The 24303-nt window shown below is 67.6% G+C and carries 20 protein-coding genes; 8 read left to right on the top strand and 12 right to left on the bottom strand.

The features are described 5' to 3' along the window. Positions 1 to 15: 15 nt before the first annotated feature. The 4 genes from ACZ54P_RS12765 to ACZ54P_RS12750 are packed head-to-tail and all read right to left on the bottom strand — an operon-like array spanning position 16 to position 5990. The gene (locus ACZ54P_RS12765; RefSeq protein WP_465461671.1) at positions 16 to 3108 is read right to left on the bottom strand and encodes an ATP-binding protein; all 3093 of its coding nucleotides are present in this window, start codon (positions 3106 to 3108) and stop codon (positions 16 to 18) included. Further along, entirely contained in the window at positions 3108 to 3746 is a 639-nt protein-coding gene (locus ACZ54P_RS12760; protein ID WP_465461670.1) for a hypothetical protein, read from the bottom strand. The genes ACZ54P_RS12765 and ACZ54P_RS12760 overlap by 1 nt, the downstream gene beginning before the upstream one ends. Positions 3747 to 3761: 15 nt before the next feature. Further along, on the bottom strand, positions 3762 to 5393 hold the full coding sequence (locus ACZ54P_RS12755; protein WP_465461669.1) for a tyrosine-protein kinase family protein: 1632 nt from the start codon (positions 5391 to 5393) through the stop codon (positions 3762 to 3764). 3 nt (positions 5394 to 5396) lie between these two features. Next, positions 5397 to 5990, bottom strand: a complete 594-nt coding sequence (locus ACZ54P_RS12750) for a TIR domain-containing protein (RefSeq protein WP_465461668.1) — start codon at positions 5988 to 5990, stop codon at positions 5397 to 5399. A 236-nt stretch (positions 5991 to 6226) separates the two neighbouring features. Between ACZ54P_RS12750 and ACZ54P_RS12745 the strand changes: the two genes are divergently transcribed. After that, a complete protein-coding gene (locus tag ACZ54P_RS12745; RefSeq protein ID WP_465461667.1) occupies positions 6227 to 7162 on the top strand; it encodes an SEFIR domain-containing protein in 936 nt (311 codons plus the stop codon). A gap of 22 nt (positions 7163 to 7184) precedes the next feature. Here the strand turns inward: ACZ54P_RS12745 and shbA are convergent, their stop codons facing one another. Next, positions 7185 to 7844: an RNA polymerase sigma factor ShbA gene (shbA, locus tag ACZ54P_RS12740; protein ID WP_465461792.1), complete on the bottom strand. Its 660-nt coding sequence runs from the start codon at positions 7842 to 7844 to the stop codon at positions 7185 to 7187. Beyond that, positions 7841 to 8515 carry a hypothetical protein gene (locus ACZ54P_RS12735; protein WP_465461666.1) on the bottom strand — a complete coding sequence of 225 codons (675 nt, stop codon included), beginning with the start codon at positions 8513 to 8515 and terminating at the stop codon, positions 7841 to 7843. Before ACZ54P_RS12735 ends, shbA begins: the two co-directional genes overlap by 4 nt. Before the next feature lie 17 nt (positions 8516 to 8532). Here ACZ54P_RS12735 and ACZ54P_RS12730 point away from each other — a divergent pair, with 17 nt between their 5' ends. After that, positions 8533 to 11349, top strand: a complete 2817-nt coding sequence (locus ACZ54P_RS12730; RefSeq protein ID WP_465461665.1) for a tetratricopeptide repeat protein — start codon at positions 8533 to 8535, stop codon at positions 11347 to 11349. Continuing rightward, the gene (locus ACZ54P_RS12725) at positions 11346 to 12944 is read left to right on the top strand and encodes a protein kinase domain-containing protein (RefSeq protein ID WP_465461664.1); all 1599 of its coding nucleotides are present in this window, start codon (positions 11346 to 11348) and stop codon (positions 12942 to 12944) included. The genes ACZ54P_RS12730 and ACZ54P_RS12725 overlap by 4 nt, the downstream gene beginning before the upstream one ends. 19 nt (positions 12945 to 12963) lie before the next feature. On the opposite strand, the gene ACZ54P_RS12720 is transcribed toward ACZ54P_RS12725, so the two are convergent. Next, positions 12964 to 13953, bottom strand: coding sequence for a hypothetical protein (locus tag ACZ54P_RS12720; RefSeq protein ID WP_465461663.1), 990 nt, complete (start codon positions 13951 to 13953; stop codon positions 12964 to 12966). A gap of 263 nt (positions 13954 to 14216) precedes the next feature. On the opposite strand from ACZ54P_RS12720, the gene ACZ54P_RS12715 reads away from it, so the two are divergent. The 3 genes from ACZ54P_RS12715 to ACZ54P_RS12705 all read left to right on the top strand — a co-directional run bounded on the left by ACZ54P_RS12715 (position 14217) and on the right by ACZ54P_RS12705 (position 17358). Continuing rightward, positions 14217 to 14375 carry a hypothetical protein gene (locus ACZ54P_RS12715; protein ID WP_465461662.1) on the top strand — a complete coding sequence of 53 codons (159 nt, stop codon included), beginning with the start codon at positions 14217 to 14219 and terminating at the stop codon, positions 14373 to 14375. A gap of 67 nt (positions 14376 to 14442) precedes the next feature. After that, positions 14443 to 16761: an ATP-binding protein gene (locus ACZ54P_RS12710; RefSeq protein WP_465461661.1), complete on the top strand. Its 2319-nt coding sequence runs from the start codon at positions 14443 to 14445 to the stop codon at positions 16759 to 16761. Between the two features lie 249 nt (positions 16762 to 17010). Beyond that, the gene (locus ACZ54P_RS12705; RefSeq protein ID WP_465461660.1) at positions 17011 to 17358 is read left to right on the top strand and encodes an STAS domain-containing protein; all 348 of its coding nucleotides are present in this window, start codon (positions 17011 to 17013) and stop codon (positions 17356 to 17358) included. Between the two features lie 408 nt (positions 17359 to 17766). On the opposite strand, the gene ACZ54P_RS12700 is transcribed toward ACZ54P_RS12705, so the two are convergent. Continuing rightward, on the bottom strand, positions 17767 to 18114 hold the full coding sequence (locus tag ACZ54P_RS12700) for an STAS domain-containing protein (protein ID WP_465461659.1): 348 nt from the start codon (positions 18112 to 18114) through the stop codon (positions 17767 to 17769). Positions 18115 to 18260: 146 nt separating this feature from the next. Between ACZ54P_RS12700 and ACZ54P_RS12695 the strand changes: the two genes are divergently transcribed. Then, positions 18261 to 19187, top strand: a complete 927-nt coding sequence (locus tag ACZ54P_RS12695) for a universal stress protein (RefSeq protein WP_465461658.1) — start codon at positions 18261 to 18263, stop codon at positions 19185 to 19187. Between the two features lie 60 nt (positions 19188 to 19247). Here the strand turns inward: ACZ54P_RS12695 and ACZ54P_RS12690 are convergent, their stop codons facing one another. Next, a complete protein-coding gene (locus ACZ54P_RS12690) occupies positions 19248 to 19607 on the bottom strand; it encodes a hypothetical protein (RefSeq protein WP_465461657.1) in 360 nt (119 codons plus the stop codon). 71 nt (positions 19608 to 19678) lie between these two features. On the opposite strand from ACZ54P_RS12690, the gene ACZ54P_RS12685 reads away from it, so the two are divergent. Next, entirely contained in the window at positions 19679 to 20761 is a 1083-nt protein-coding gene (locus ACZ54P_RS12685; protein ID WP_465461656.1) for a carboxylate-amine ligase, read from the top strand. A 10-nt stretch (positions 20762 to 20771) separates the two neighbouring features. Here the strand turns inward: ACZ54P_RS12685 and ACZ54P_RS12680 are convergent, their stop codons facing one another. From ACZ54P_RS12680 to ACZ54P_RS12670, 3 genes are all read right to left on the bottom strand, one after another. After that, complete coding sequence (locus ACZ54P_RS12680) at positions 20772 to 21218, bottom strand: DUF6098 family protein (protein ID WP_465461655.1); 447 nt, start codon at positions 21216 to 21218, stop codon at positions 20772 to 20774. A 165-nt stretch (positions 21219 to 21383) separates the two neighbouring features. After that, positions 21384 to 22292, bottom strand: a complete 909-nt coding sequence (locus ACZ54P_RS12675) for an alpha/beta hydrolase fold domain-containing protein (RefSeq protein WP_465461654.1) — start codon at positions 22290 to 22292, stop codon at positions 21384 to 21386. Beyond that, positions 22279 to 24303: a CocE/NonD family hydrolase gene (locus tag ACZ54P_RS12670; RefSeq protein WP_465461653.1), complete on the bottom strand. Its 2025-nt coding sequence runs from the start codon at positions 24301 to 24303 to the stop codon at positions 22279 to 22281. Before ACZ54P_RS12670 ends, ACZ54P_RS12675 begins: the two co-directional genes overlap by 14 nt.

The raw sequence follows: 24303 nt of genomic DNA, 5'->3' as shown, positions 1-24303 counted from the left end.
GTATGGATCGTGGTGTCATTCGGCGTCGGCGCGAGCGCGGGCGAGCACCTCTTCGATGCGGAGCGGGCTGGCCGGATGGTGGGTGAGGCACAAGGGGGTGGTCACCTGCTGGAAACCGAACGCCTCCCCCGCCACATAGAACTGGGCGCGTTCCAGCCTCGAGATGTCGTCGACCGGGCTGCCCTTGGCCCTGGCGAGCTCGTTGGCCGCGGCGATCTGGGCAGGGCTGTTGAGTCTGCCGAAGAACTGCGTCATCGCGTTGCCGACGACCTGGTTGTGCAGGCCTTTCGGCGCCTGCGTCGCGAACAGCAGTCCCAGGCCGTACTTCCGGGCCTGTGAGGCGAGCACGATGGTGCTGCGGGTACTGGCCGTGAGCGTGCCCGACGCCGCGAGCAGCTGCGCCTCGTCCATCACGAACAACGCGCCGAGCGGCCGGTCGCCCGCGGGATTTCTCTTGGCCCAGGCGAAAAGCTCCATCTGAAGCTGGTTGACGAAGTTCTGCCGCTGCTGCTCCGACGGCAACCCGACGAAACTGACGACCGAAACCCTCGCTCGCTTGCCTTCCCCCGGAGCGAGCAGGAGACCCGGGTCGATCGGCTCGCCGCCGCATGCCAGAAGCGGATCGTTCACCATGGCCGCTTTCAGCCACTCGGCCAGCTCGGCCGCGACCTTCTTCCCGTCGTTCAACGTGCTCACACCGTCAGGCAGGTCTTCGAGCACCTCGATGAGTTCAGGCAGGCTCCGCGACCCGGTACGGGCGTGGTGCACGACCGCCTGCCGCAGCACCGCGAGGCCGACGGTGGTCTTCGCCGTGCTGCCGGTCAGCCGCACCTGCGGAGCGAGCGTGGCCACCGCGACCTCGACGGCCGCGTTGAACTCGTCCTCGTCGTCGAGAACACCCGCGAAATCGGGCAGCGGCTGGAAGGCGAGCGGCCTGCCGGTGGCCCGCCCAGGGGTCCACACGACGACGTCGGTCTCGGCCAGATACCGCTTGGCGAGCTCGGCATCGTCCGGTCCCCACGCCGACGGGTCCTCCGGCCAGGCGTCACCGAGCCGCGCGAGGTCGTTGTTCGGATCCAGCACGATCGACGAGACCCCTTGCAGCGCGCACTCCTCCACGATCCGCCTCAGCAGAACCGTCTTGCCGGAACCCGACCCCGCGAAGATCGCGGCGTGTTTGCGCAGCGCCGTCAGTTCGATCCTGACCGGTTTCCCGCTGCCGACCACCGCGCCGATGGTGATCTCCCCGTCGGCGGGTGGTGCATGAGTCGCGCCTGGCCCGTCGTCGCGAAGGGACTGCGGCGGTGGCTCGGGAAGGACGACGGACAACAGTTCCGACCGGCCGGCGGGGCGCCGGTCGACGAGCCACTCGTGGAGTTCCCGGCTTCCCTCGGCGAACATCTTGTCGAGCGCCCAGAACGTGCGGATGTCCGAATCGGACAGTTTGCTCCGCTTCCCGCCCGCCTTCTCGAAGGCCTTGATCTCCTGTTGGGTCTTGACTCCCCTCGACCAGGGTGAATTGCGGATCAGGACCAGGTGCCGGTTCTCCGCGCCTTTGCGCACCCCCGCCGCGGACCGCGCCTTGCGGAACCGGTGCAGCACGGCGATGGGATGCAGCACGGAGATGGCCCGGAACGCCCAGTGCTCCTCGAGATCGGAGGTCTCGTCGAGGGTCCGGGTAAGCCAGGCGTGCAGTTCGTTCCGATCACTTCGCGCGCCGTAGACCCACTCCATGTTGTCGTTGCCGACCTCGGTGATCCACCCCCGAAGGGCGGCGGAAAGGAGGCCGGGCATCACCTTGTCCTCGGTGCTCTGATCGAGCAGCGCCGACGGATCGGCCGCCGACCGCAGCTCCTCGAAACGCTTGTCGAGTTCGGCGAACCTGTCGGCGGCCACCACCGGACGAGGCGGCGCCGTGGGACGCACCGCCTGGTCGTCGAACGTGGTCAGTTCGGTGACGACGCCCGTACGCACGCAGGTGTCGATGTGCGCGCCGAGCCGCTTCAGCACCTCTCGCGGGGTAAGTTCCTCCCAGTCGCCTTCGAAGGCCGACGGCGACACCGGCCAGGTGGGATGCGGCGGGGCGAACTTCATCGCGGAATAAGCCACGCCGAGGCGCTTCTCGACCAGCGCCCTGCCGACGGCGGCATCGGTGACCCGGCCGAGGATGAGCGCTTCCCGGAAGCGGTCCGGCACGGTGTCGGTGGCCTTGTCCTTGATCAGCTCCCAGGTGCCGGGCAGACAGGCGAGGACCGTCATGGTCCTTCTCGTCACTTCCCGCAAACCCATCAGACCGTCCGCGATCTGGGCGACCAGCAGGTCCTCTTCCTTGCTGGACTTGATTTCCCGGAACGTCACCGCGGATCTGGCGACCAAAGTGTCGAGCTGATCGACGGCCATCACGATCGGACCGGTGAGCGCGAGCAACTTCGTGATGTTCTTCACCTGGAACAAGGCGGTTTTGGGGTCCGAGCGGATACCCCATTTGCGGCGGTCCCCCGACTTCGATTCGGTGAACCCGCCCAAGAAGTCGTCGCCGACGTAGTTCTTGTTCGAATCCTCGCTCGCGTAGAGCACGAGTGCCCGAGCCGTGTCGGCGCATTCCCTCGCCACCTGCCGGTCGAGGGTCCGCAGACCGTCCACGAAGGTGTCGACGTCACTTCTAGAAAGGCCTCGTCCGGTGAGGATCTTGTTGGTGACCTCGGTGTCGAGGCTGGCTCGGAGGCAGACCCGGCGCAGAAAACCGGTGAGTTGAGGCACTCCGGTCTCGTCCAGCCGGGAAAGACCCCGGCGTAACGCTTCCGCCGTGTTCTCCCAGAACGCGTCGCCCGCGGTGAGATCATTGAGGAAGAAGTAACCGCGCGCCTGATGGGCCTGCTTACGGACGAGGCCGAGCAGATGCGTCTTGCCCACTCCCTTGTTTCCCTGCAGGACCAGCCCGATCGGGCTCGGGCCGTCGCTGGAGACGGCCTCCCGGATCCCCGCGCTCACCTCTGCCAGGACAGCCGCGTGCAGACCGTCGACGTGATAGGGCGAATCACGCCAGACGTGGTCGGGTGTGTCGGCCCAGTCGAAGCGCAAGGCCGCGAGCGCCGCGAGCTCATCCATCACGACGCCTCGATCGAGAGCAGATGGTTGTCCTCACCACCGATACGGATGGCCGCGACGTGGTCCGCGGCGGTGAGCGCCTTGCGATTCGATTCGGGCACCAGATGCACCTGGCCAGAACGGCTGAGCTCCTTCAACACCGCGTCGACGTCCACAGTGGACGCGTCACCGAGCATCGGCCGCAGCTCGACCAGCCCGACCCAATCGCGTGGCGAACGGGCCAGTTTGCGATAAGCGATCCGAATCCGGCTCTCGATCTCCTCGGCGGTCAGTTCGACGTCGGGCATGAAGACGTCGGCAAGGCTGAGCTTTTCCCGCCGAAGGTGTCTGTCGAGGCCACTGAGCAAGACATACAGCGCGCTGCCCAGGCTGCTTCTGGGCAAGGGCGCCTCTCCTGCGCTCAGTTCTTCCTCACACCAGGCCCAGCCGCGCTCGGTCAGTTCGTGAACGAAGGGACGGCCGCGGAGCACACTGCTGCGCTCGCTGTCGACCAGTTCCAGCTTGTTGAGCTTGGCGCGGTCCTGGCCGTCGAGCGGGAAGCCCACGATCTCGCGCAGTTCCGGGTTCGACACTTCGCGCGCGATGACCATCAACGCGAGCATCGCCGCGGTCTGCTTCTGTCCCAATCGATCCGTCATCCGTGATCCTTCCGTCTAGTGATCGAGAAATCCGCTGAATCCGTGACGCGTCGCCCTGGCCTCCGCGATCCGGATCGCCCACTCGATGACCGCGCGGGTGCCGGGTGGCGCGCCCACGCGATGGTTCGACTCGGCGTCCGTCGACCGGACCCGTATTGCCAACAGGAGATCCTCGGCGAGTTCTTGGGCGCGTCCGCTCGCGCCCGCGCCGATCACGATCTGCAGCTCGGTGACGATCTCACCCACCAGGTCCCACATCAGCGGGCGCAGCTTCGCCTGCGCGGCCTTCCGGAGCGCGCCCGCGATGTCGTGCTCCCGCGATTCGACGAGTCCCGTGGTTCCGTTGAGCTGGTCCACCAGGCCTCTGGCTATCTGCATCGCTTCCCGGGTTGGGGTGAGCTGCAGGAATCTCAGGTTCCCGACATAGCCCGGCAGCGTGTTCGGATCGGTGTCGGCCGTGAGCACCGGGATGACCCGGCGGTCCTGGCCGAGGGTCCGGTGCAGGAACAGTTCGACCTCGGCGGACTGCCAGCGGCTCACCTCCCGGTCGATGACCAGGCACAGGTGTCTCGCGTCGTCCTCGGTCCGCTCGAGCAACGATCGCTCCCCGGACAAGGACAACACGGGCCGGACGCCGAGCTCCTCCAGATGCGTCATCAACTGGTCGGCGAGGTGCCGGGTGGGGCGTGGCGTACTGACCCGGACGTCGTGTTCGAACGTCCGTTTCTCCGCGCGGACCGCTCCGACGTACGCGTCCCTGTTCTCCGCCAGCAGATCCGTCCGGTCGAAGTCGTGCGCGACGACCGCGGCCACCGTTTCCAGCGCGAAACTGATCTGGTCCGCGGTCGGGTTCACCTCCTTGAGCACCGGGAGCTGCTCGCCGAAGGTCCAGAAAGAGATGTAAGGCAGCGTGAGGTGCCGCGACATCAGATCGGGCGAGACCTCGCGGTCGAGCCAGTTCCGGTACAGATCCTTCGTCTCGTCGAGGCAGATACGCCGCCACTCCTCCGAGCGGGCGTACTCCTCCCGGGCGTCGAATCGGGACAGCACCGGCAAGACGGTCAGCTGCGGCCGGTCGTAGGGCATGCGGTCGCGAGCGACGTTGGCGCGTTCGGCGATGTCGACGGCGCCCTTCATACTCTGCACGTTCGCCGTGAAGAGGACGATGAGCCGGTCCGGAAGATGGGCGGTGCAGATACCGCCGATGTCGGAAATCCCGGTCCGGCTGTCGATCAGGATGTAGTCGTAGTCGGCCGTCCACTGTTCACGGCACCGTTCGAGGTAGTCGCCGAAACCCTGCTCATAGAGCGATTCCCAGTCAAGACCCTGCACCCGCCCGGCGTACGCCGCGTCGGCGCGGCCCGCGGTGATGACGTCGAGCTTCCCGACGCCGGTCAGCCTGGTCGTGTGCGCGCCGGGGCGAAGCCGGCAAGCGAGGAAGTCGTCGATCAGATCCACTACGCCGCCCGACGGGGCCGCGCTCATCATCGGCCGGAAATAGGCGTCGAGGCCGGGTGCTTCGAGGTCCCAGTCCAGGCACAGCACCCGATGTCCCCACCGCGCCAGGAGCACGGCGATGTTGGCCAGCGTGAAGCTCCGCCCGACGCCGCCCTTGTAGGAGTAGAAGGTGACCACGGTTCCCGGCATCGGTCAGAACCTCGGCAGCTTCGGCGGTTTGGGCTGGTCGGGCGGCGGGGTCTCGACCGGCCATTCCGGACACCACGGAGGCGCCTGCTCGATGATCGCCACCAGTTCCTGGACCATCCGCTCCATCTCACGGTTGAAGTCGAGGTACTCGTCGGTGTTCTGGTATTGCGGATGCGGCTGATTCCAGCTCCGAAAGCTACGCATCCGGCGCTCGTGAGCATATTCCGGAAAGTTTTCGGAGTCGCTGAAGATCACCGGGTAGATCAGCCTGCCCGCCTTCGCCGGGCCGCTCCTCGCGACAAGCTCCTCTCGTTTCGCCATGGTGTGCCATTCGGCGAGACACCACTCGTCACGGAAATACTTGGGAGAACAGACCGGGATCAGTATCCGAGTGCGCTGCAACGCGTCCCGAACCTCCTGCGGCCAATTCCCGCCGACCGGAACACTGTCGTCGAGAAATATTTTGACGTCATAGTCGACATTGTCGTCCAGAAGTCTCTGCAACCGTGGGTGGAAGTGATTCCGCACCCAGTCCGGGGCATCACCTCCGCCACGGCGATAGCTGATGAACACGTGGTACTCGTACACGAGCGCCATTGCTCCTTCACACCCCGACCTGCTGGACAGCACTGATCGTAGGGGGCCAGGACACTCTCGAAAAAGGTACAAAAAGACGACAAAAACTGGACACGACCACGCGCGCGAGACTGTCATGGACATTGACGGCCCCGGGGAAGACAGAAATATGACAAGCGCGGGAAAAAGAGTGCACCGGCCCGCGCGATCGTCAAGAATGCGACCACCCGGAATCCCTTCGCAGGACAGGAGCGTCGATGGCCGACAACGAGACGCCGCACGTGTTCGTCACTTACGCACACGATTCACCGGAACACAAGGAGCGGGTCCGCCGGTTCGCGGATTTCCTGCATGGCCGGATCGGCCTGGAGGTACACCTCGACCAATGGGACGACGGCGAGCGTCGTGACTGGTCTTTATGGGCGTTGAAGCACCTCGACACGGCGAATTTCGTCATCGTCATCGCATCCCCGGAATACAAACGCCGCGCCGAGGGAACCGCGGCGCCCCAGGTGGGACGGGGCTCCCAGTTCGAAGCGGCGCGGCTGCGCGACCGGCTGACCCAGGACCTCGGCCGCGAGATCAAGCGGGTGCTTCCGGTCGTGTTCCCTCAGCAGTCGATCGAGGACATCCCGAACTTCCTCAACCCGTACTCCACCACGAGGTATCAGATCGAGGCGTTCACCGAGGACGGCGTCGAGGATCTCCTGGCCGCGATCACCGGAAGGGCCCGGCATCAGCGGCCCGAGCGCGGGCAGTGGCGCGGAGGTGCGGCGACCGGCGCCGGGCCTCGCCCGTCCTCGCTGGCGACCGGACTGGAATGGCGGGACTGCAGCCCGCACCTCCGGACCGAGAGCGCGCGGATCAGCGACGTGCACTACGGGGACAGCATCGTCTTGCGGGCGGCCGAGCGACTCGCTTTCGTCGAAGTGGACCTCGGAATGGCCTACCGGAGGTTCACCGCGGTGGCCGGTGTTCTCGACGATGCCGCCGAACCCTTCCAGGTAGGTCACTTCCGCGTCCTCCTCGACGGAAGACCTTCACCCGAAATCAAGGTGGCACTGGGGAAACCGGCCAAGATCGAGCTCGACGTCACCGGCGTGCTGACGCTGCGGCTGGAGTTCCACCGGCCGGGCACCACGGAACACAAGTGGCTGCCGGAGCTGGCCTGGGGCGATCCCACCGTGGGGTAGCTCACGGCGGAAAAATGCCGCCTCAGAAGTCGTCTTCCCGCTGAACCAGTTCGCGGAGCTTCACCAACGCCCGGTGCTGCTTGACCCGGACGTTGCCCGGCGTGAGCCCGAGCGCCGCCGCGGTCTCGGTGGCGGTCATCCCGACGACGATCCGGAGCGTGAGGACCTCCCGCTGCAACCTCGGGAGCGTGGCGACGAGCTTGCCGAGCCGGGCACCGAGGTCCACGTCGAGCAGGTGACTCTCCGGCTCGTTGCGGACCGGTCCGGCTTCCGGCAGTTCCGGAACGGGGTCGGACCGGTCACGGGATACCGTGCGGAAGGCGTCGGCGACCTTGTTGGCCGCGATCGCCCGGACGAGGTAGATGAACGAGCCACCCCGATCCTCGTACGACGGCAGCATTTTGAAGACCGCGAGGCACACCTCCTGCGCGACATCGTCGGCCGACAGGTAGGAAAGATCGCGTCCGCCCATCCGGGCGCGGCAATAGCGCACCAGTGCCGGCTTCACGACGGCCAGCAACGTGTGCACCGCGTCCGGATCGCCGGTCTTCGCCGCGGCGACGAGCGGGTCGAGCACCTCTTTGGTCATCCGGCCCGACGTGCGCGGCGCGGTCTCCAAAGTGCGGTAGCCCCTGAGCTCGTCGCCGATCGGGCGCGTGTCGAGGGTGGTCATCGGATTCAGCCCATCACTTTCGCACTGGAATCGAGTCGGCGGACCTGCCCGATGAAGGCGTTCATCCGCCAGCGAAGGGTGTACGCCTTTTTCGTGCCACTGAAGGATTTCTTCTCATGGAGGAGCACCGCCACTTCGCCGACCGTGCGCCCGTTCCCTTCGGAGATCTTGAGGGAGATCTGTTGCCGGTTCCCGTCGATCACCGCGGACTGGGCGATCATCGGATTACCGTCGTCCGCGATGGACCAGCCGTTTCTCGCGACCTTCTTCTTGAAGACGTGACGCAGCTGCTGCCCGCTCAGCGCCGTTTCCACGCGCCTCGGCCGGAACCCGTGTCTCTTGAAGGCGGTGTAGCCCAGATACAGAAGGATGATCACGACGACGATCAGGGCGCTGGCCGCGCTGTTCCCCTCGCTCGCGGTGTCGGTGGCGATTCCCATGCTCTCTCCCGGGCGTTCACGGTTCGAATGCCTCGATAATCGACCAGTCGGGTCGCGATGTCGCGATCTGCGCGTTCTTGTCCCCATTTTGTCCGTTGCCGAAACACCCACCGTCACCGTTTCTTGCCGGATTCCGCCGAACAAACCTGTCAAAACAAGGACAGTTTTCGTATCCGCGCTGTCGCCGGTAGCGAAATCACGTCCATCGCCGATCTTTGCGCAGGCGACCGACACGACCACTGGGAGAGAGAACACAGATGACGGATCCCGACCCTGGCCTGTCCGATGCCCGCAGCTCGGATCGCTTCGATGTCTTCCTGTGTTTCACCAGAGCCGATCCTGAAGGCGCGGCGCGGGTGGTCGAGATCGAGGCGGCGCTTCGTGAGGCGGGGCTCCGGGTCTTCCGGGACACCGTCATCGACGAGTTCGCCCCGATCACTCGCGAACTCGCCGACGCGATCGCCGGCTCACGCGTCCTGCTCGTGTACTACTCCTCTGTCCTTCCGACCCGGTACGCCTGCCAATGGGAGCTGACCGCCGCTTTTCTCGCCGCGAGGCGCCACGGCGCTCCGGCGAATCGGGTACTCGCCATCAATCCTGAGCCCGACAGCGGGCACATCGCACCCGTGGAACTCGCCGACGCGAAGTTCTTCACCGGCCCGGTCACGCCGGAGACCATGCCCGGACTGGTCGAGCGCGTCCGGCGCAAGGTGGCCGAGGCCGGGCATCCACTCGGTGCCTGGAACCGTGCGCCCGGACGGCGGCCGCCGACGCGGGTGATCGGCAGATACCGGGAACTCTGGGCTGTCCACAGTGGTCTGCACGCCGCCGAATACCCGGGCATGACACCGTATTCCCGGCCGATCCTGATGCTGCGCGGTCTGCCGGGTGTCGGCAAGACCGCGTTGGCCGAGCAGTACGCCTATCTCTTCCACGACGCTTTCGACGGCGGGGTGATCCGGTTCGGCCCATTCGGGCATCACGCTCCGGAAGAGGTACTTTCCCAGTTTCACCTCGCGCTTGCCCGCGTGGCCGGGGAACGGCTCGGTGTCGACGTGTCCGGCATGGACCTCGACCGGCTACGCGACCAGGTCGCCGAGCGGCTCGGTGCCGAGGGGAAACGAGTCCTCGTCCTCATCGACGATGTTCCGGCCGGACTCCCACCGAACGTGCTCGACCGATTGCTGCTTCCCGCGGCCGAAGTGTCCACGGTGATCACCAGCCGTGTGGCCCATTCCCCGTGGGACGTCGCGGCGGTGGACCTGACCGGGCTGTCCCCGGCCGAGGGGCTCCGGCTGTTCAACGAGTATCGCGCACCTGCCGATAATGCCGAACGGGAAGCGGTGCTGCGTCTCGTCGAGCGCTGCGGCGGGCATCCGATCACGGTGCGCGCCAACGCTTTGGCCGTCCGGCACCGGCCGGGGCCGCTTGACGACGTCTCCCTCGCCACCCGCCCGGACACCCCCCCGCGGGCGATCCGGGATCTTCTCGACGGTTTCGGTCCGCTCGCCCGCGGCGTCGTCCGGCTGGGCAGCCTGTTGGCACCGGTTCCCTTTCCGGCCGGATTCGCCCATGACGTCCTCGGGTTCGCCGACGAACGTGAGTTCGCGGGAGCCGTCGACGAGCTGGCGGCGCATTGTGTCGCCTCCCGGGTGGACGGCGGGCTGCAACTGCAACCGCTCGTCGCCGAGGTGGCCAAGGCCGGACTCGAACCGGGCGATCTGCCGGAGTCTGCGGCGAAAACTTTGTTACGGCTTCTTTCCGACGACCACGCCGAGTACCGGGACTTCCTGCTCCAACATGCGCGCGTCCTCGCCGAACGCACCTCCCCGGCACACCGGATCCGGCTGCTGCGCCCGATCGCGGTCGCTCACGAAAAGCAGGGGGATCCGCTCGCCGCCGGCGAGATCCACGCCATGATCCTGACCACCGGCGGGGCGACGAGCACGGACTTCGCCGGCGCGGCCCGCGTCGAGACCGCTTGCGGGCTCTACCCGGAGGCCGTCAGGCATGCCCGCCACGCGTTGCTGCTGGCGGGCACCGAGGACGAGCGGTACACGGCCAGGTTGATCGCCGCGCAGGCGCTCGACTGCCAAGGTGACTACGACGCCGGTGACCGGACGTTCTGGCACGAGTACAGCAGCCGGCTCCCGGCCCGTGGCGAGGACCGGTTCCCCGCGGTCGTGGCGAGCGCACAGGCGTTCCGCCTGCGTGGCCGCCCCCGCGAGTCCATCACCGCGCTCGACGCGATCTTGCCGGAGCTCCACGACGCACCACCCGGGCCGCTGCGCGACGACGTCCTGCCGTCGGCCCTGCTCGAATACGCCCGTGTCCTGCTGCTCGACGGCCATCCGAGGCGGGCCCGCCAAGTCTCGGCGGAGGTGGTCGCGATCTTTCACGCCACCGGCAGGAAACGGCATTTCCGGTGTACCGAAGCGGAATTGCTGCAGGCGGAGGCCACGGTCACCCTCGACCTGCGTGATCTTCGCCCGGACCGCGCCGACTGGGAACGATCCGCCACGGAACTGCGAGAACTCGAAAACGTGTACGGAAAACGCTACGGTGCCGAGAATCCGCTGACGTTGACTGTCGCGGTCATGGCCGATCGCGCGCTTCTGGCACTGGGCCGGCCGAAACAGGCCTTGCGCGTGCTGAGCGCGACGGAGCAGACCGTGATCCGGGTCCTCGGTGGCGAGCACCAGCTGCGGTACCGGATCAGGCACGGCATGGCGTTGGCGCACGGGCAGTTGCGCGAGTTCGGCCGCCAGGCCGATCTTCTCGACGACATCCTCCAACCACAGATCCGGCTGCTGGGCTTGACGCATCCGGAAACCCTGGAAAGCAGGCTCGATCTCGGCATCGCGCTCGCCTTCAGCGGACGCGACCAGTACCGGCGCGCCACCGAGCTGGTCGACGGTGCCGCGGACGACATCGTCGCCGCGCTCGGCATCGCGACCGAACTGTCGACCAAGGCGATCGCGGCGAAACGGGTGATCCGGCTCCCCCGGCCGCTCGTGTCCGCACTGTTCACGGCCGAACGGCTGTTCGGCACGAGTAAGAAGAAAGGCGAATGACCATGGAGGGTGAACTGGCCGGCCGCTACCGGCTCGGCGAATCGCTGGGCCGGGGCTCGACGGGAGAGGTCTTCGCCGCCACTGGGCCGGACGGCGAGGACTACGCGATCAAGCTGCTGCCGTTCGGACGTACGCACGACCCTTCGCTCGTCGAAGGTTTCCTCCGTGCCCAGTCCCAGCTCGTCGGTCTGCGACACGACAACCTCGTGGTCCTGCACGACGTTCTCGTCGAGGACGAGGCCATCGCGCTGGTCCAGGACCGCGTGCCGGGTGGATCGCTGCGACAGTGGCTCGGCTCCGCGGGCACCCTGCTCCCCGCGGAGATCGCCAGGATCGGCGCGGGGATCGCGTCCGCCCTGCATGAGGTGCACTCGCTCGGGATCGTCCACGGGGCCGTCAAGCCCGCGAACGTCCTCATGGACGACCGCGGCCCGGTGCGGCTACCCCGGCTGTCGGACACGGCGACGTCGCTGATGGCGCCCCGCGTCTCGGGGCAGACCTCCTTGCTGACCGCTTCGACGTACGCGGCCCCCGAAGCGGGCGAAGGCGGCCCGGCCGCCGACATCTATTCGCTCGGCGCGCTCCTCTACGAACTGTATTGCGGAGTCACGCCGTTCATGGCCGGTTTCGTCCGGGCCGTCGACGAAGGACCGGGTCGGCCGGGACAGCTTCCCGACCCCCTGTGGGACCTGATCCGGCTGCTCCTGGCCTTCGATCCGTCGTTCCGGCCGTCCGCTGACCGGACGGCCGCCGTGCTCCGCGCGATGGCGCCCGACCTCCTCGGCGAGCCGGTCGGGCAGCGGCTCGACCGGCCGCCGCGTCCCGAATCGGCGAAAGACCGGCAGGACACCGTCCCATCCTCGTTCATGATCGGAGACCAGATGTACGGCGAGCAGTTGTACAGTCCCCCGCCCCGGCGAAAGAAGAAATGGGTGCCGATCGCTCTCGCCGCCACCGTGGTCGCCGCCGGAGCGGTCACCACCGTCGCGCTGACCGGCAACTCTCCTTCCACCGACCCGCGGGCGGCCGCTCCGGTGCCCACGACGACGGTGCAGGTCACGGCCACGGCGGCCCCGGCGACGACCGGTACCGGTCAGGCGGCCGGGACCACGCCGGCGTCCGCTCCGTCGAGTACGCCTTCGCTGCCGGCCGAGCGCTACCTCACTGAAATGACCCCGGTACGGGGTTCGTTCGACTCCGGCCAGCAGACCGGCGCGATAGCCGGCAAGACCTACCTGCACACCCTGGCCAGCCGCGTCTACGAGTGCAGCGAAGCCGAGTTCGCCGAATACAACCTTTCCAAGGGTTTCCGGCGGCTCGTCGCCTCGGCGGGTCTCGACGACAACTCGGAGGACTCGACGCTCAAGGTGCAGCTGGAGATCTTCGGCGACAACCGCAAACTGCTCTCGACCACACTCGAGCTGAACAAGATGGCGCCGGTCGATCTCGACCTCACCGGTGTGCTCCGGCTCAAGATCGGCTGGCAACCCGTGAAAGCCGGGGAGTGCGGGGCTTCGAGAAATCATCTCGACCTCGGCGAGGCCAAGGTGCTCGGACTGCCCGAGGAGATCCCGCCGCCCACGACAACGAGCTAGGCCGTCTCCTGCCCGGCCGTCAGTTCACCGAGCCGGGCAGGCCAGGGCCCGCGAATTTCCACCGCACCCCATAAGCGAACCCCGGCGCGAGTCGCCGGAACTGGACGTGGATTTCCCCGGAGCCGTCCGGCGTCAAAGGGATCCCCCGCGTCGCGTCGTCGCTCGCGTCTTCCTGGAAGACCCGCTCCAGTTGCACGACTTCGCCCGGGATCGGCAGGGCGAACCGAACGTGCAGGTCGAACAGGTCAACCGGATGCCGGGGAACGCAGACGAAATGCGGATCCGTGATGTTCGCTCTGAATCGCAACGCGATTTCATGCTTACCGTGCCGCTGAAGCGGTGTGGGTAATTGTAACGACAGCCCGACGCGATCGGTGGACTCCATCACCCGCCCGGCAAGGCGCCCACCGTGGAAGACGTCGACCCGAAGATCGTCGGCGCCGATGGCTTCGCCCCGATAGACCGAGTTGGTCAGGGTCAGCGCGAGGTCCAGCTCGGCGATGTCGTCGGCGTCCGCGACGATCCGGCGGAATTCGAAGGCCTCCGGCACCGGTTGATCGAGCGCCAGGGTCACGCGCAACTCCTCGGTGTGCCAACGCCTGCTCGGCTGAGCCGACGCCGCCCCGCCCGATTCGCTTGTGGACGCGGCGGCGGCCTCGGCGAGCCGTTCCAGGCCTTCGTCGATACGACGGCGCGCGGTCCGGTCATCACGCTGGAGATACCGGGCCAGCCAGCGCACCCGGTCCTGGTAGAACGGGTTCGCAGCCTCCGGGTGCAGCCCGAACGCGGCCAGCACGGCGGTGCGCAGATCGTCCGGCAGGGAAAGCGTCCACTCGGACAGGCATTCGGTCATCCTCCTCCTGATCTCCGCGTTTTCGTCGTCTTCGGCCATACCGCAGACCGCGCGCAGCGCGGGCCCGGCACGTTCGGCGAGCTGAGGTGCCGCAATTCCCCTGCCCCGCCGGAGCAGCTTGAATTCGCCTGCCAGGTCCGCAGCGCTGATGTTCACCAGTCCTCCCCTAGTGGTTCAAGCACGGTGGTCAATAGTCGTCAGCACGGACGCCTGTGTCCAGCCGGTCACGGCGGTATATCGCCGATCGTTATTTTCGGGTTTCCTTTTCCCGCCCATACGGGAAACAGGAAACTCCTTGTCGCACCCAGGTGGGCATCGCATTCTTGGTGAGCCGCTCGATTTCGCGGCGAATAACACCCGAACCAGCGGTTTTCCCGTGTTGTCGAGTGCTGCCCTGACACGCCCACGAAGGAGTCGGAATGAAGGTCGAGTGCTCGTTTTCGCTGCTCGTACGACTGGCTTTCTGGCTGGGGTTGGTCGCGCTCCTTATCGGAGTGGGGCTCGGCAGCGCACAGGGAACCGCGCCGGCGAACCCGGTCGAACCCGCGGTCGCCACACACGGAAAGGAGGTGGACTGACCATGCAGACCCACGCCATCGACCTGATCCTCGCCCTGCTCGGCCTCGTTTTCGGCTGAGGACGACGATGATCATCCACGACCACGGGCTGTGCGCGCAGCCGCCGGCCGGGTCCCCGGACCCGGCCGGCGTCCCGGTCGGCGACGGCCGGTTCCAGGGCACCGTCCACGCGGCCATACTGATCCTCCGACGAGGGTGGGTGCTGATGAACGAAAGGGCCACGTTCGGGGCCGAGCTCAGACGCCGCCGTAAAGCGGCGGGTTTTTCACTGACCGAACTCGCCGCTCGCACCCACTACAGCAAGGGCTATCTCAGCAAAGTCGAAACCGGCCTCTCCACCCCGAATCCGGCACTCGCCGCCTTGTGCGAAGCCGAACTCGGCGTGGCAGGGGCACTGACCCCCCTGCTGCCGGGAGAGCCCGTGCGGCGCAGGACACGACCCGACGTCCGGCCGTCCGGATTGCCGGCGACGACGTCCGCCTTCACGGGCCGGACCGCGGAACTCCGGGCGATTCGCGCGGCGCTCGAAACCGACGGGGGTATCTGCGTGGTATCCGGTATGGGCGGTGTCGGCAAGACGGAACTCGCCGTGCGGTGCGCGCGACGGCTGGAAACCGGCTTCGCCGACGGCTGCCTGTTCATCGACCTGCGCGGCCACGAAGTCGGTGACCCCAGCGCGGTGCACGACAGATTGTTGCGCGTGTTCGGCGTTCCGGCGGACCGTATCCCGGTCGATCCCGACGATCGCGCCGCGCTGTACCGATCCCGGCTCCGTGGCCGCAGTCTCCTCCTGGTGCTCGACAACGCGGTCAACGCGGCGCAAGTACGTCCGCTGCTTCCCGCCGAGCCGAAGTGCCGCGTACTGATCACCAGCAGGTCCAGGTTGAGCGCGCTCGACGACGCCGAGCACGTCACCTTGGACATGCTCTCGACGGCCGCGGCGGTGGACCTCTTCATCACTGTCACCGGTGTTCCCGCCGGGGCCGTTGTCACCCGGGTGGTCCAACGGTGTGCCCGGCTCCCGCTCGCGATCCGGATCGCCGCGGCGAGGTTCCGCGCGCATCCGGCGTGGGACATCGCGGAACTCGACCGTCGCCTTGACGACGAAACCGCTCGTCTCGGCGAGCTGGACGACGGCGAACGGACGCTCGCCGCCGCGTTCCAGCTGTCCGTACGGCAGCTGAGTGCCGCCGAATCACGGCTCTTCGGCCTACTCACCGTCCACCCCGGAACCGACTTCGACATCCATACCGCGAGTGCGCTGAGCGCGCTTTCGCTCCGGGAGACCGATCGCTTGCTGGACCGTCTCCACGAAGCGCATCTGCTCACCCAACCAGGACCTGATCGCTACGGATTCCATGACCTGCTGCATGCATTCGCGGCTGAATTCGTACTCACAGACACGGAGGACGGGATGAAAGCGTTCAGCATGCTCGCCGATTTCGCGGTGAGAAGTGCCGCCCAGGCCGATAAGATGCTCACCCCATACCGCTTCGTTCCGGAGCTGGCCTTCGATCCGGAAGTCCCGGAGCCTGCCAGGCTGGACGACACCGAGATGGCGATGTCCTGGTTCCGCGCCGAATGGCCGGGACTGGTCGCCCTGTGCCGGGCGGCGGGCGAACGCGGAGAGCACGAGAGGTGCTGGCAGCTCGCCTTCTTCCTGCGTGACTTCTTCTTCGTGGCCAAGCTCTGGGACCCTTGGCTGCAAACCCATCGCTGGGCGCAGACGGCCGCGGAGGCGATCGGGGACACCTGGGCACTCGCCGCCACCACGGCCAACCTGGGGGTCGCGTTCGTCGACCGCGGCGACCTCGACGAGGCGTCGGCTTGCTACAGCGAAGCGCTCGCGCTCTTCCGGCGTATCGGCGACAGCCACGGGGAGAGCACGGTGCTGGCGCACAGCGGCTGGGCCGACCACTACCGGGGCAAGCACCACGACGCGCTCCGGGATCTGCGGCAGGCACACGCGTTCTACCTGCGTAAGGGCAATCGCCGTAACGCCGCGATCACCGCCCGCGGGATCGCGCTCGTGCTGACCGCGCTCGGCCGGGCCGCCGACGCCGCCGCGCTCGCCACCGAAACGCTGTCCGTCTTCGACGAACTCGGGCTGGACCTCGATGCCGCGATGGCCCTCAACTGCGCGGGCTGGGCCTGGTACCACGCGGAGCGCCACGACCTCGCGGCCGCTGCCTATCGCGCCGCCGCGGACCGCGCCGAAGGCTGCGGCAGCTCTTACGAGACCGCTCGCGCGTACACGGGTCTCGGCAATGTGGCAGCGGCCGAAGGCTCCGCCGCGCTGGCGGCCGAGCTGTGGGACAGAGCCGACGAAATCCACCCCGACCTCGATCAGGTCATGGTCGGCGAAGCACGAGCGCGGATGGCGTAACGGCGCTAGGCCGGAGACACCCACTGTCCGGTGGCGGGTGACCGGCCCGAAACCCGCTCATCCAGCGGTGCGGGCAGAGGGGCTGATACGGTTGCCTTGTCGCGGTTCAGACACCAGCCGCCGGACCTTTTCTTTCGGGTCCGGTATTGCCCGTGCCGGGCAGCAGCCGGGCCCCGTACCGGCAAGGAGTCACTTTTGACCGACTATCGCGCACCCGCCGCCGAACGGCCTCGTTCAACCCGGAGATTCGTGTCCCCTCTCGACGTCTCGGTCACCGCGTCCGACACTGATACGGTGGTCACCGTTTCCGGTGAAATCGATCTCGCCGTTTCCGACGGTCTGCGGCAGAGCTTGGAGGAAGAACTCCGGTTCAGCCCCGCTGCGCTGATCGCGGACCTGTCCAAGGTCACCTTCTGCGACTCGTCCGGTTTCACCGCCTTCGTCCAGATCCGGGCGAAGGCCGAGGAGGCGGGCGTCCCGTTCATCCTGGTCACCCAGGAGCGGGCCTTGCTCCGCCCCATGTCCCTCCTCGGCCTCGATGCCGTCTTCAACGTGCATCCGACCCTTGAATCGGCCCGGGACGCGCTCACTCGCTGACGCCCGGATTCCCCGAGTGCCTGCTCGCCGGCGGTAGCCGAGTACGGCCTCGGGGACACACACGGCATGCTTACCGGCTGACATGATGGATGGCTGACCTGTTGCCCGCCGACGAACTCGGCGGCGACATCACCCAGGTGATCGAAAGAACATGCGTTCGTTCATCGGCACCCTGCGTACTGGGGCGACCCCCACGCGGGAAGAGCTCGACTTCCTCCGCGAGTCCGCCGCGCGGAAGAGGGCATCCCGATTGACCTCGTGCTCACCGCGTACCACGTCGGCATCCAGGTGGTCTGGGAGTTGCTCACCCCGGACCTGCGCCCGGAAGAGGTCGGCGACGTCCTGGCCGTCAACGCGCTCACGCCGCGCTACCCCGAGGTGGTCACGCCCGCGGTCGGGGCTGAACGCCTAGAGGGTCCGGATGTCGGCTTCTTCGCAGAGATCGAGCAAACGACGCACCGAGCGGCATTCGCCCGGGAAGACGAAGAAGCGGGTTCCGGTCTCGTCGGCGAGCAACCGCGCCCGGTGCAGTACCCGCATTCCCGCGGCGCCGAAGAAGACGATCTCGGACAGGTCGGCGATCAGTTTCGTGCCGTTGCCGTGCAGCCGTTCGCTGAGCAGCTCCCAAAGCCGGGGCGCGGTGTCGAGGTCGACTTCGCCGCTGGCCTTGACCACGGCGGTCCCCCGGGTGGGCCTGCTCACGCGCAGCCGCAGCCGTTGTTCCGCGCCTTCGAGCGTGTGAAGCTCCTCAGGCACCAGAAGCGCGAGCTTCTGATGTGTCGTGGACAGGGAAGTCATCTCTGCAAATACCCAGGTCCGGCGCGCGGTGAAACAGCACAGCGCACCCCTGCTTGAAAACCACCCGGAACGGGTACCCCGGTACGGATCGGGAGGTGATGGCGATGTCGACCGCGCAGACCGATGCGGGCCCGCTGGTGGTCGGGTTCGACGGTTCGACCGAGGCCCGGCGGGCCGTACGCTGGGCGCTCACCGAAGCGAAGGCCCGCGGATGCGGCCTGGTGCTCGGCTATTGCGCGCATGACCGCCTGCCTCCGCCCGGCGCCGATCTGGTGGCCACCCCGCTCGCGGAAGCCGTTCCGGGGGCCGCCGACGAGGCGGCCTCGGTGGAACCGGCGCGACGGCAGCTCGGCTCGATGGCCGAAGCGATCCACCGCACCGATCCCGGCCTCGACGTCCGGACGGTCGTCCGCGGCGGGACGCCGGAGGCGGTGCTGACCTCGATCGCCGACGAGACGGACGCCGCGATGATCGTGCTCGGCGAATCCCACACCGGCGTCTTCACCCGCGCGGTACTGGGCTCCACCGAAGTTGAAGTCACCAGGACCGCCGGACGGCCGGTCATCGTCGTCCGCGGTGAAGAGTCCGCCCCCGGCGGGCCGGTGGTGCTCGGCACCGACGGCTCCGAGCAGAGTTCCGCCGCGGCCGGCTTCGCGTTCGACTTCGCGGCGCGCCACGGCTTGGCGGTGCACGCGGTCCACGTCGCACGGATTCCGGTCTGGGGACCGGCCAGTGAACCGCTGCTCGGTGGCCCGGTCCTCGATCCGGCGCCCGCGGTGCCCCAGGAGATCTCCGACGAGCTGGTCGACCGCCAGCTGAAACCTTTGCGGGAGCGGTTCCCGGAGGTGGCCGTAGAGGTCGTGCACGGTATCGGCCCCGCCGGGCAGGCACTGACCGGCCAATCCTCGGACGCGGCCCTGCTGGTGCTCGGCCGGAGCGAGCACGGCCCGTTGCGGCGGCTGCTGCTCGGCTCGGTCAGCGACGACGCCCTCCACCACGCGCGCTGCCCCGTCGCGGTGGTCCGCGCCTAGTGTCGTAACGGCGACGCGTGAAGGCTCCTTCACGCGCGGGCGTAGGGACCTACGACCGGCTCACCGAGCGGTGAGTTCACCGAGCATCCGTTGCGAAGCGCCCAGTTCTTCCGCCATCAGAAGGCCTCCGGCGCGGGCTTGGGCGAGCGCGAAGCCGACGCCCGCCACCTTCTCCCACGCCTCCCCTGCGGCGTCGGCCGAGCCGACTCGGCCGGACAGCAGCTGGTCCTCCAGCTGATCCTGCAGACCAGGCAGGAGATGAGCGAGGTCGTCGGCCAACCGCCGCAGCGCGCCGATGGTGCGGACGAGGTCGGCCGGTGTGTCCACCTCGCCCTCCCGCACCCGCCGGTACAGCCGGCGTACGACGGTTCCGGCCTGCGCGGCCAGCAGATACGGCGGCTCCGCCGACATGGGTTCCATGCCGCCGAGTACCCCCTTCCGCCTTGCGGAAAACACGTTTGCCCAGCGCGTGCCCCGGGTATTTGCCGCAGGTGAAAGACGACGTACTCACGTTCGGTATCGAGGAAGAGTTCTTCGTGGTGGGCCGCGACGGCCACCTGGCCCCGGCGGGCGACACGGTCGTCGACGCCGCGGACGAAGACGAGGGCGAGCTTCAGCACGAACTCACCCGCTCACAGGCCGAATCGGCCACGGACATCTGCACCACGCACGACGATGCTCTGCGGCAGCTTCGGAACCTTCGCGCGGACCTGGCGAGTGCCGCCGCCCGGCGTGACTGCCGTCTGTTGCCCTGTGGCAGCGCCCCGCTGGCGGAAAGCGAACTCCCCGCGATCACGCCGAATCCCCGCTACGAGCGGATGGCCGAACATTTCGGGGCCACCGCCCGCACCTCGCACACCTGCGGCTGCCACGTCCACATCGCCATCCCCGACCGCGAGACCGGTATCCAGGTGATCGCGCGGGTCCGGCCCTGGCTGCCCGCCCTGCTGACGGTGACCGCGAACTCCGCCATCTGCGATGGCTACGACACCAGCTACAGCAGCTGGCGTTACCAGCAGTGGAGCCGGTGGCCCTCGGCCGGACCACCGCCCGCCTTCACTTCGCTGGACCACTACGAAAGCATCGTGGACGCCTGGTTGCGCGCGGGCGCGATCCTCGATCGCGCGATGATCTACTGGGATGTCAGGCTTTCCGAGAACCAGCCGACACTGGAGTTCCGGTTCTCCGACGTCGCCGCCACCCCCGAGGAAGCGACTCTGCTGGGAGTGCTGATCCGCGGCATGGTCGCCACGATCCTCGACTCGGACGAACGGCCGGCCGAACTGCCCAACGAAGTGTTGCGAGCGCATCTTTGGCGTGCTTCGAGGGAAGGGTTGTCCGGCCGCTGTCCCCATCCCCGCACTGGTGACCTCGCGCCCGCCACCGAGGTGCTCGACGACGTCGTCGCCTTCACCGCGGGTGCGCTCAAAGAGAGCGGTGACTACGACTTCGTCCGGGAAGGTTGTGCCCGGCTCGTCGAGGACGGCAGCGGCGCGGACCGGCAGCGTGCCCGGTTCGCGGAACGTAAACGGGCCGAGGACGTCGTCGAGCTGCTGGCCGTGCGGACGGGGTGAAACCCCACTCTCAGGCTCGGTCCAGCTCCGGCGGGCGGCGCAGGGGACCCCACTGAGCGTCCTCCTTCGCGTGCTGCTGCAACAGATCGCGCGCTTCGTCCAAGACGTCGGTGGAGATGCGGGCGACCGGCTCCGGATCGGTGAGCAACGGCTCGTTGTCCGGTCCGGAGCCGACGATTCTTCCCGATAGCACCCAGGGTTTCGTGTCCCGGCGCCGTTCGTGCCGGAGGTGGCAGTAGTCGTAGAGCCTCCTGGCCAGCCACAAGTCCAGCGGCTGGTCGCGCCACCACGGTTCGGGGGCGAGGGGGTTCACCGACAGGCCGGGCAGTTCCACCCCGGTGAGCTCGTCACGACTGGTACCCGGCCGGTGCTCGGGCGATGGCGCCCAACGCACGTACAGTTCTTTCCGCTCCCGCACCAGGTCCGCGAGGTCCCCCAATGAATTCACTTGCTGCATCGAGCCGCTCCACAGTGTCCACAATGGTCACGGTGACCGGCGCGCCGGCGTCCCTGCTCCGCCGGGGCTGCCCACGCCGGTACACCTCGCGGCCGGAGGACGCACAACCTCGCTGCACCGGCCGCTTTTCTCCGGTTACCCGTTCAGACCGCCGCTACACGGAATTCAGCGACGCTCCACAAGGTGCGCGATCTCTTCCACGGCTCGTGTCGCCTCTGGGATCGACGAGATCATCCAAGCATGGATCATGCCTTCGAATTCGTGGTAGCCCAGCCGCACGCCCTGTTCGGTGCAGAGCGTCCGCAACCGTCGCGCGTCGGTGAGCAACACGTCCCTGGTCCCGATGTAGGTGGTCAGGTTCCCGAGCCCGGTGAGATCCCCGGAAATCGGGCTGAGCCGGGGATCCGTCCGCGGCAGCGGTCCACTGTAGAGCCGTGCCGCCTCGTTCAGCCCGGGGAGCGCGAGATACGGATCCCGCCGGTCCAGTGCCGGCTGGGCCGGATGGCTCATCGTGAGATCCAGCCACGGTGACAGCAGCACGGTCTCCTTCGGCACCGGACGTCCGTCGTCCCGCAACGACTTGACGAGTTCGAGCGCGATCCCCGCACCGGCGGAATCCCCCATCACGATCTGCTCCTCCGGCTGAAGCCCGGCGGCGAACTTGTCGTAGGCGCGCTTGACGAACTCGACGGTCTCCGGGCACTGATGCGCGGGCGCCAGCGGATAGATCGGGACAGTCACCGAACACCCGGTGCGGGAGATGAGCCGACCGAAGAACTTCCAGTGATCGTGCTGGATCTGGTGCACGTAGGCGCCGCCATGGAAGTACAGCACCTGCTTGCCGATCCCGACGCCGTGCGGCCGGATGGTGTAGCAGGGCCGTCCATCCACTTCGGACTCCCGAACGTCGAACCGGCGGCGGATCGACCGGTTCGGTTCGGTGTGCCCCTCACGCTGGCTGCGTTCGATACTTCGCCGGAAACGGTCGATGTCGGCGTAGAGATTCTTCCGTTTGGTGATCCGCAACCAGGCGTAAAGCGCCTTCGCCCGCACGCTTGTCTCAGACGTGGTCACGGGGAACCGTCCGATGCCAGTTACGGGAGAAAGACCTTCGTTCCCCCTCGTATCCGTCGAGCTGGGCGTCGATGACGAACTCGGTGGGTGTGCAGGAAACCCGGGTCCGGGTCTCGGACCTGGCTTCCCAGTCACCGCGGGCGAAAGTGATCGACCACGAGGTTTCCGCCACCGGGGAACAGAAGTCGTCCGCCACCCACGAGTAGCGCTCCAGCACGTTCCTGGTGACTTCGAGATCGATGTCGTCGAAGCGGACCCTGCCCTCGTTCTTCACGATATCGAGCGCGGACCGGTAGTCGATCAGGTCACGAGAGACGGTCCAGCGTTGCTCACCGGGTTCGATTTGCGTGGCGGGCAAAGGTTCCGCGCCTTCGGGTTCGCCGAACGGCCGGGCAGGCACCTCGTCCGCTTCGGCCATCGGGCGGACCGGGAGGGTGAGCGTGCTCTGTCCGGTGTGGACGGTCACCATCGCCGGTTCCGGCGGCGGCCAGGCCAGCGGCCAGTACGACGACGAGAGCGAAAGCCGGATCCGGTGCCCGGCGGGAAAGGCCTGCGCCACGGCGTTGAGTTCGATCCGCACCCGGTACCGCTCCCCCGGCTCCACCGGTTCCGGATCGTCGTGCCCGTCGCGATGGGTCAGGTTCAGCAGCCCGTAGGTCACCCGCGTCGCCCGGCCGTCCGGCGCGACGTCGGACAGGCGGGCGGCGACCATCGCCACCGGCTTGTCCGCGGAGACTTCCAGCTCCACCACCGGTGAACCGAGGATCTCGCACGGTTCGGTGAGTTCGTCGGTGTCGAAGACGAGGGAGCCGCCGTCCTCTTCACGTTGGTCGTACGGCAGGTCTGGCGGTGCGCTGTAGGAAGCCCACTTCCCCGCGAACTGGCCGACCGACAGCGGCGACTCCACGGACAGCCGCTCTTCCGGGACCTCTTCGCCCGGCCGGGCGATCCGGTGCCGGGTGAGCCGGTGTTCCGACGGGTGGACGTGCGGCGAAGGCCAGGACGGCTCGCCGACCCAGCGGCCGGGCCGGTCCTCGTACGACGTCGACGGCGGCACGCTGTCCTGCATCCAGGTCTGGAGCATCGGTCCGTCCATGACGCCGTTCTCGATGTCCTTCAGCCAGTGATCCCACCAGCGGACCAGTTCCTGCAAGTATCCGATGGCCGGGCCCGGCTGTCCCAGATGCGGGTACTTGTGCGACCACGGGCCGATCAGGCCCCGGCGGGGGACATCGAGGTTGGCCAGCAGCCGGGACACCGCGTTCGAATAGCCGTCGGCCCAGCCGCTGGAGGCGAGCACGGGCACCTGGATGTCGCTGTAGTTCTCGCAAACCGAAGCGTGCCGCCAATAGCCGTCACGGCGCTGGTGGCTCAGCCATTCACCGATCCAGAGGCTGCAGTTCTCCAGCCGTTCGAACCACAGGTCACGCCACCGCTCCCCCGCCAGCGCCGGGTCGGGCGGCAGCGTGCTGTAGGCGAACATCGTGGACGCCTCGGCGACGTTGTCCGACAGCAGGCAGCCACCCATGTAGTGCATGTCGTCGGCGTACCGGTCGTCGGTGAAGGACGAGATCGCGATCGCGGCTAGGCCGGCCGGCTTGCGCGCGGCGGTCTGCAACGCGGCGAACCCGCCCCAGGAGATGCCCATCATCCCGGTCCGGCCGGTGCACCACGGCTGCGCCGCGATCCATTCGAGGACCTCTTCCGCGTCGAGTTGCTCCCGTTCGAGGTACTCGTCGGCGAGTACGCCCTCCGACTCCCCGGACCCCCGGATGTCCACGCGGACACAGGCGTACCCGTGGCCCGCCAGATACGGATGATGCACCGAGTCCCGCACCGACGTCAGATCACGATGGCGGTACGGGATGTACTCCAGGATCGCGGGCACCGGTTCGGTGTCCGAGGCGACCGGACGCCAGATCCTGGCCGACAGCCTGATCCCGTCGGACATCGGGATCCAGACGTGGTCGTCCTCGGTGATCTCGTACGGCAGCGAAGCCACCGTCCGCAT

This window comes from Amycolatopsis sp. NPDC034160, assembly GCF_055575355.1.
This window is presented reverse-complemented; position numbering and strand designations above follow the sequence as displayed.